The 8,032-nt window shown below is 63.5% G+C and carries 4 protein-coding genes; all 4 read right to left on the bottom strand.

Annotation, left to right across the window (positions count from 1 at the left end; genetic code table 11):
- Positions 1-5,915, bottom strand: a 5,915-nt coding sequence (locus VEK15_25635) for a glucoamylase family protein (GenBank protein ID HXV64107.1), incomplete at its 3' end; no start/stop codon positions are given.
- Between the two features lie 526 nt (positions 5,916-6,441).
- On the bottom strand, positions 6,442-6,732 hold the full coding sequence (locus VEK15_25630; protein ID HXV64106.1) for a hypothetical protein: 291 nt from the start codon (positions 6,730-6,732) through the stop codon (positions 6,442-6,444).
- A gap of 580 nt (positions 6,733-7,312) precedes the next feature.
- The gene (locus tag VEK15_25625; protein ID HXV64105.1) at positions 7,313-7,651 is read right to left on the bottom strand and encodes an SRPBCC domain-containing protein; all 339 of its coding nucleotides are present in this window, start codon (positions 7,649-7,651) and stop codon (positions 7,313-7,315) included.
- The gene (locus tag VEK15_25620; protein HXV64104.1) at positions 7,648-7,983 is read right to left on the bottom strand and encodes a metalloregulator ArsR/SmtB family transcription factor; all 336 of its coding nucleotides are present in this window, start codon (positions 7,981-7,983) and stop codon (positions 7,648-7,650) included. Before VEK15_25620 ends, VEK15_25625 begins: the two co-directional genes overlap by 4 nt.
- Positions 7,984-8,032 lie beyond the last annotated feature (49 nt).

Raw genomic sequence — 8,032 nt, 5'->3', positions numbered from 1 at the left:
GGGTCGGTGACGGGGTCGGTCGCGAAAGGCGTCAGGCGGTTCTCACGGCTGTTCGCCGACCAGGTGTGGGCCGCGCCCGAGGCTGTGACCAACGTCCCGAATATGGGATTGGCGATGACGTTGACCCAGGGTGAGGGAGTCTCCTGGTCCCCTTCGAGTACGATGGCGTACTCCCGGCCTTCTTCGCTGAAGCCCCCGATACCGTTAAAGAGATCCCAGTGTGGCATCGTTGGCCCTGGAGAAGATGATGTCCAGCCCGTACGCGAGGGTACCAGCTCTTCTGGTTCGGGCTGCTCGAGAGGAAGCCCGTCGAGCTGCTGAGCCAGCGTCCCGCGCTCACCGCTCAAGACGGCCCGGGCAACGCTCGCGAGGAGTATCCGCTCTCCCTCCGTCATCCCATCGCCGCGCAGCAGGTAGGCGCCGCCGGGACGGTGTTTCCATTCGCGCCAGGATCCATTGTCGAGCAGCGCCGCGAGGTGTCCTTGCATTTCGTCGAGGTAACTCGTGGGGTGCTCGTTGAGGATAACGACGTCGGCGCTCAAGCCCTTGAGGCGCCAGTACTCCTGCGCTCGCAGCACCTGTCGAACCAGAGGCACGCTGTTCTCCTCGACGACGCGGACGAGGAGGATCGGCAGATCGCCCGAGATGCTGTGGGGCCACAGGCCTTCCTGACCGAGCTCGTTCTGAACGAGGAGATCGGGGCTGGCGCGCAGGGACCCGTCCGCATAGAGCACGCGTGAAGCCAGCCTCTCGAACAGACGCGCCTCTTCGCTCGAGATGCCCAAATGGTGGAGGCCACTTTGCGCGTGGGCGAAAGCCAGGGCGAAAGTGCGCGCCGTCGCGCCGGGGTCTCGATACTTTTCCGCCAGGGCCAGAGCCGTTTCTCGCGTGGAAGCCATCCCGGTGGCGAAACTGAGCCTTACGAAGCCCCCTGGCCCGAGGCGAACGCGCTGGCGCAAGCTGACGATGGGGTCGAGAAGCGCACCGGTCGTACCGGAGAGCGGGCGTCCATCGAGCGACTGAGGGTGGCCGGGACCGCGGCCGCGGCCGTGGAATTGCTTCCGATCGCTCTCCCACTCGACCGGACCCTGGTTCCGCCCTTCCAGGCTCAGGGCGTGCACCGCAAAGAGCTCCGCTTCCCCCGGTGAGCGAGGACGCCGGCGGCAGAGGAGGGCCCCGCCATCGGAAAGGTACTCAGTCTCGATGAAGAGCTTTCCGAAGGCAGGGTGTGCCAGATCGTCGTCGAGTCGTGCGAGAACGATCTCGGCGTAGCTCGTCACCTCGATCTCTCGCGGGCGATCACTCTTGTTGGTCACCGCGAGGCGGCGCACCTCGACGTCGTCCTCGGTCGAGACGGCGATGTCGAGCTGGGTAACGATGTCGTCGTCGCGGCGGTGGAAGGTGGCCTTCTCCGGGAGGAACGTCACAAGGTACTCCTGCGGCTCCTTGCCGAGAGGCTGATGCGTCGCCGACCACACCGACCCGCTCCGTATGTCACGAAGGTACAGGTACTGACTTCCGGGGTCCAAGGTCGGATCTTGGCGGTATCGTGTCACAGCAAGTCCCCGACAGAAGCTCGCGCCGCCTCCCGCGTTCGTGACGACGGTGGTGTAGTTGCCGTTCGACAGAAACTGCGCGTGGGGGACGGGAGTGTGGGGTGTGCGGTAGCGGCGGACCGCCGCCGCCGGCACGGCTGCCGCCACCCGAGTCTCCTCAGCCGGGCGCGGGCGGGTCAAGGCTGTGTGTCGCGGCACCCTTTCCTGGAGCAAGAGTTCCGTGGCTTGCACGCGCGGGTTCGCATGAAAGCGCTTCACCATCACGTCGGCGAGCAGAACGTTGGCGAGAGAGACGAGAGTCATTCCCTGGTGATGAGCGAAGAAGGCTCGCACCACCGTTCCCTGCATTCCATTCACCGGGAGCTTCAACTGTTCCGACTTCGGGTGGGCGTAGTCGATAGACTCGTAAAAGCCGTACTTGCCGAAAAGCCCCTCCGCCTCGAGACGCCGAAAGTTTCGACTGGCTGCCACAGGGTCGATCATTGCTGCGAGCGCGGTGGCATAGGGTGCCACGACCAGCTCGTCGCCCAGTCCGCGCTTCAGTCCGAGCCCGGGAACGCCGAACGCCTTGTACTGGTAATTATCGTGACGGTCCACGAGGCCATAGGCGGACTCCGAGATCCCCCAGGGCACCTGGTTTGCGGCCGCGTAACTTCTTTGGCTCCGCACGGCCATTTCGCACGATTTGTGGAGAAGAGTTCCCGGATAGCTCCTCATGATCAGAAGCGGCATCAGGTACTCGAAGAGCGTGGCGCTCCACGACAGGAGCGTCGGGTTTCCGTCGACACTCGTGAGGAGGCGTCCGAGGCGAAACCAATGGGCCTCGGGGAGATCGCCCTTGGCGATGGCGATGAAGCTCGCGAGCCGCGCCTCGGAAGCGAGAAGGTCGTAGTAGGACGGGTCGAGTCGCCCCGGCCCCTCGGCGTCTGCGAGCTTGTAGCCGATGGAAAGCATCCCACGCTCGGCGTCGTAGAGGGAGCGAAACTTCATTTCCTCGGCGAAGCCCGCGGCCCGAACCGCCAGGGTATCGATCCGCGGCCCGAGCGTCGACTCCGGACTCGAGCGTGCCAGTTCGATCAATCCCTCCGCCACGGTCACGAGTGCGCCCGCGAGGTTGCCGCTGTCGACGGTCGAGACGTAGCGAGGGAACAGCGGAGCGAGGCTTCGGGTGTCGTACCAGTTGAGGAAGTGTCCTTCGAATCGTTCGAGGCCTTCCATGGTGGAGAGGGTCCTCTCGAGCCTTTCGACCATCACCTTCGTCGCGATCAGGCCGAGATCGCGGGCGGCGAGGGTCGCCATGAGCCCCATACCGATATTAGTCGGTGAAGTGCGGTGAGCCAACCTGGGGTCGGGACGCTCTTGGAGATTGTCCGGGGGTAGGCCGTGGTTCTCGGCGCCCATGAACTCCTCGAAGTATCGCCACGAGTGCTGCGCGATGGAAAGCAAGAGCTTGCGGTCTTCGTCCTCGAGCTCGATGTGTTGCGCGGACGCGGGCCGGCTCAACGCGTAGGCTATGAGGGGCGCCGCCGTCCACAGGGCCAGCACCGGAACGGCGGCCAGGAGGGCGACCGGGCGCACCACCGCGATGAGGACGACACCTGAAAGCGCGATCGCCGGGCTCGCCATCATCCTTACCAAGAAAGCCCGCGGGCCCGAGGAACGAGTGGCGCCGGCGGCGGCGGTCTCCCACTCGAGCAGCCCCTGCCGCGTCAATCCGAGGCGAACGAGGGTAAGGACGATGGCGTGGGCATCCTCGAAGGCCTGATTGGCCACGAACGTGAGTTGAAGTGAGGCCCGTGCCATGGCCGTTTTGACGTCGTCCCATACCGCTCTCTGAAACGCGCGCCACGGTTGTTGCGGCTTCGGCCCGGCCACAGCTTCGAGAACGATGGGATAAAGAGGAAAAGCCACAGCCGCCAGAGTGGCGGCCGTCCAGACCACCGGGCTTCCCGGCAAGATCGTCCAGGCGAGCAGCAGCAGAACCAAGGTCGCGGACGCCAGAAGGCTCCGTCTCAGATTGTCGAAGATCTTGAATCGCGAGATGAGGGGCAGGCGGTTCCTGGTCAAGCCCGAGGGCGTCGGAACGTAGGGCAAGAGCCACCACAAGATCTGCCAGTCGCCCCGTACCCAACGGTGCTGGCGCCGCGTATGGGCGAGGACGCTCGAGGGGTAGTCGTCGACAACCTCCACGTCGGTCACGAGCGCAGTGCGCGCATAGAGCCCCTCGAAGAGGTCGTGAGACAGGAGCGCGTTCTCCGGCACCCGTCCGTCGAGCGAAGCCACGAAGGCATCCACGTCGTACAGTCCCTTCCCGGTGAAGATCCCCTCGCCGAAGAGATCTTGATACGTGTCCGAAACCGCCGTGGTGTAAGGGTCGACCCCGGTGTGCCCGGCGTAGAGTCGTGCGAAAAGCGAGCCTGAAGCGCTCGCCATCGTCACGCTGACCCTCGGCTGCAGAATCCCGTAGCCATCGGTCACCCGGCCGTAGCGGGAGTCGAACGTCGGTCGGTTGAGAGGATGAGCGATGATGCCGACGAGCTTCTTCGCAGCGTCCCGAGGAAGGCGCGTATCGGAGTCGAGTGTGATGCAGTAACGGATGCTCGGGAGAGCCATGACGTCGCCGACATGCACTTTAAAGCTCGTATCGGTGGCCCCGCGCAGCAGTCGATTGAGCTCGTCGATCTTGCCGCGCTTGCGTTCCCAGCCCATCCAGGCGCTCTCGCCCGGGTTCCACTGCCGCTCACGGTGGAACAGATAGAACTTGTTGGAGCCTCCGTCGGCGAACCGTGCATTCAAACCTTCGACCCCCGCGCGTGCGGCCGACAGGATGGCCTCGTCGTCCGGCATCTGGCGAGCGGGGGCATCGGCGAAGTCGCTCAAGATCGCGAAATGGATCCTTGGGTCGAGGTTTCCGAGGGCGAGCACCTCGAGGTGCTCGATGCGCTCGGCCACATCGGAGATTCTCGTGAGAAGCGTGGGCACGACCACCATGGTTCGTGCGCTTTCGGGAAGTCCGGAAGCAAAGTCGAGGCGCACGAGGCGCCGCGGCGGCACCAGTCGAGCGGCCACCCGCTGGACGAGAGCGATCACGAGCTCGCTCGCTGGGAGGAAAAGGGCTAGCACTACGCCTGCTTGAGCCCAGGTGGACGCGCCTTCGGCACGGGCGTAAGCGAGTCCGAGCCCGCATAGAAGCGATGTGCCGAGCCCGATCGCACCGAGATAGACCGCGGTGGCGCGGGAGAAGACGAGCTGGTGGGCGCGCCTTACGAGACCCGGTCGATGGGCGACGTCTTTTTCCAGGTCGCGACGGCCTTTGCCGATGAGGTGATAGCCCAGGTGGGCGGCACGATCGCTCGTCGAGCTCTCTTCGGCGGCGAGGCGCGCGCTCTCCACCGCACGCAACGCGACCCGTAGCTGAGCCTCTCCCGTGCGTTCGGCCAGCCTCTCCACGGCCTGGCGGTATCGGTCCCGGCTCAGGAAATCCATGCTCCCGTAGACCCCCGCCGGATCGCGCTCGAGAACCTGCTCCACCAGACTCACCGCCTCGAAGTACTCGCTCCAGTCGAGCGCGGTGGATAGCCGGAGGCTGGTGACGGCGTTCGCGACCGAGACCTGTGCCGATGCCAAGCGCTGATGCTCCAGCCGAATGGCATCTTCGGGACTCAGCTGCTGCGCGGCCAGATGCTCGATGACGGCGGAGCGAACCGCTGAGAGTCGAGGCCCGTACTCGCGCACCCGCTGGAGGAGCTCCAAGACGAACGCGGGATGCAGAACCGCAGGCAGCGACGGCGTCTTTCCCTCCCCCGCTTCGCCGATCCGGGCCACTAGGGCACCGGCTTTCCGGCGCGCCTCGCGTGCGACCAGCGTCTCCACCGCGAGCCGTCTCAGGTTCTCGATGAGAGCGAGCTTCAGCATGATTGGCCAGGCCCAGAGCTCGCCGATGGTCAAAGGAGCGATGGTTTGGTAGCTGTTGATGAATCGCAGGAGCTTTTGTCGGTCGAGGCGGCTATCGCTGTGACGGATGAGCTCGACGGCCATCGCGTAGACGCGGGCATCACCGCCAAGCCCCGGCGATGCGAGCTTGGGGAGCTCGCGATAGTAGCTGCGTGGCAGGTTCTGCTGCACGTCCCGAATCACGGACGCTACCAGGTGAAAGTTGTCGAGTAGCCACTCCGCGGCCGGAGTAACGTGCTCCCCCTCGTGCACGTCGTCGGCCAAAATGCCATAGCCCTCGCGGAGGATACGGGCGTTTTCCTCGAAGCGCGGAAAGACGCTTCGCGATTGACCTCTATCGTTGGGGTCGACCGTGAATCGTGCCGCTAGGGTTTTGGCCCTCTCCTCCAGCCGCTCGATGCTCAAGAGCTCATCCCGGAGGGGTTTTTCTGCGCCGAGTTCCGGGTCGTGGAAACGAGGTCGTTTTCGGTTTCGAATCACGCGGCCGCTCGTCTCTGAAGCTGCCGGGTCGAGAGCGCCCTCGGCGCCCGACAGTTGACGCTGCCCGTTCGCCTCACGCGATGAGCGGACCCAGTTCTCGCGCCGGGTCCGAATGTCTGATTACAGAGATCGTGGATCCAAGAAGGGGAGTCTCGTTCAGCAAACGAAGGCGGGGGCCTCTGCAGGCCCCTGCTCGAGTTGTTGATGATGCTGGAGCTGCAACGGAACGGTCAATCTTTCTCAATGGCCGGCGTAGCCTTCCCAATCTCCGCGTCTCTCGGCACCTTCTCGCGCACCTGTTCGAAAAAGCGCCGGAAGTACCGACGGCGCTCGACCCATCCCCACAGTCTTCTCCTCGCAATATTGTTTTTGATGTGCATAGATTTCCCGATCCTTTCTGCTGTTTTTGCTTGAAGCCGGAACACCGGGAGAACCGGCTTCCGAACACGATCTAACGGGCGGCGATCTTGTGGAATGTCGAGTTCGAAACCTTGAAGCTTTGGACTCGTGGCGTGCCATCCAGAACGTTCGCGAGAGCTTTCAGCACCTCCGGGTGGACGCTGCGCTGATACGCGTCGGCGTTCTCCTTCTTTTCCCATAAGGTGATTCGGATGGCTTCCGCGCCGCCCGGGCCGACGAACGTGATCTCGTCCTGGAAGCCGTGCTGCTTCCGCAACAGCGGAATCACTTCCGTCTCGATCAGACTTGTGAACTCGGTTGCGGTTTCCGGCTTCAGTTGCATGCGGAGCGTTCGGGCAAACATTCGTTGAGGGCCTTTCGGTCTCGCTAAGGTTGGGTTGCTCTGCCGGACAACTCGACTTAGCTCAGATTCATCCGGAGACGTGAGTGAAGTGACTCACATGAAATCATACTAGCCAATTTACCATTTTCTGTCAACCTTTGATGCTGCTGATGCAAGAAGTTAAATAAATTTGCTTAATTGGAGTACGAGCCTCCGCCTGGCTCGAGCGGCGTCCCTCGCTCGATGGATCGCAAAGCCTGCTGCCCGGCTTTTCGCACCAAGCCTCCACCCGACAACCCGGTGGCGCGACTCGCGCAATGCATCGGCCTACTCCGACGCATGGCGCGGGCCGATCTAGGCGAACAAGAAATCGTTTGTTTCGGGAAACCCGAACGGACAAAATAGCACGAAGAGACCTGTCACGCCAGTCGGGTTGAGGTCGAAGCGCATCCTTGTGTGACGGCGTCGTCACCGCTGTTTGGTGACGCTGGCGTCGAAATGGGTCTCAGAGAAACTGGCGTGTTGACCCGGGTTTCATCCGCACCGTGCGGTCCGGCGACTCCGCGAACGAACCGGGTCGTCATCCTGTGCAACGTAAGCGGAGTACGGATTCTCCCCAGGTGTATTCGAGAAGGCGAGGGGCTTCGGCCTGCCGAACCTCGCATTCGAACACCTCGGGCGTCGTGCCGCCGACCAGCGTGAGCTTCGCTGCTCCGGGGGAGCCGAGGTCGCGATTGGCGTCGAACGGAGCCCACTCGCGCAGGGTTCCCGGATCGGTCAGCGCGAGCCATACCTTGCCTGGCGGATGTCTCAGCGATCTCACGAAGACGAGCGTCCAGAGGCTTCCGTCTCTTCGAACCTTTGCGTCGGCTACCTCGCCCGGCTGGTAGTCGTTCTTCGTCTTTTCGGGTCTTTTCATCGCTTGCGTCCTTTCTTTCTCGGCATGTCGGGCATTCGGTCGAGATGGGTCTCGAGCGCGTCCAGTCGCTCCGTCCACAGGCGTCGAAACGGCTGCAGCCACTCTTCGAGCTCCAGCAGGGGCTCGGGACGGACCCGATAGACGCGCCTTTGTGCCTCGACCCTCGAATCGACGAGCCCCGCCTCACGCAGCACGCGGAGGTGCTTCGAGATGGTGGGTTGCGGTCGGTTGAGCTGTCGCTCCAGATCACCCACGGACCGCTCGCGCTCAACGAGCAGCCGCAGAATCTCTCGCCGGTTGCGCTCGGCGAGCACCTCGAACAAGGATTCCATGGACGGTATATACTTAAATCAGTATATTCCTGTCAAGGCATATAGGGTT

The organism is Vicinamibacteria bacterium (assembly GCA_035620555.1).
In the GTDB taxonomy this organism is placed as follows: Bacteria; Acidobacteriota; Vicinamibacteria; order Marinacidobacterales; family SMYC01; genus DASPGQ01.
Note: the sequence above shows the minus strand (reverse complement) of the source record. Positions and strands in the feature narration are given on the sequence as shown.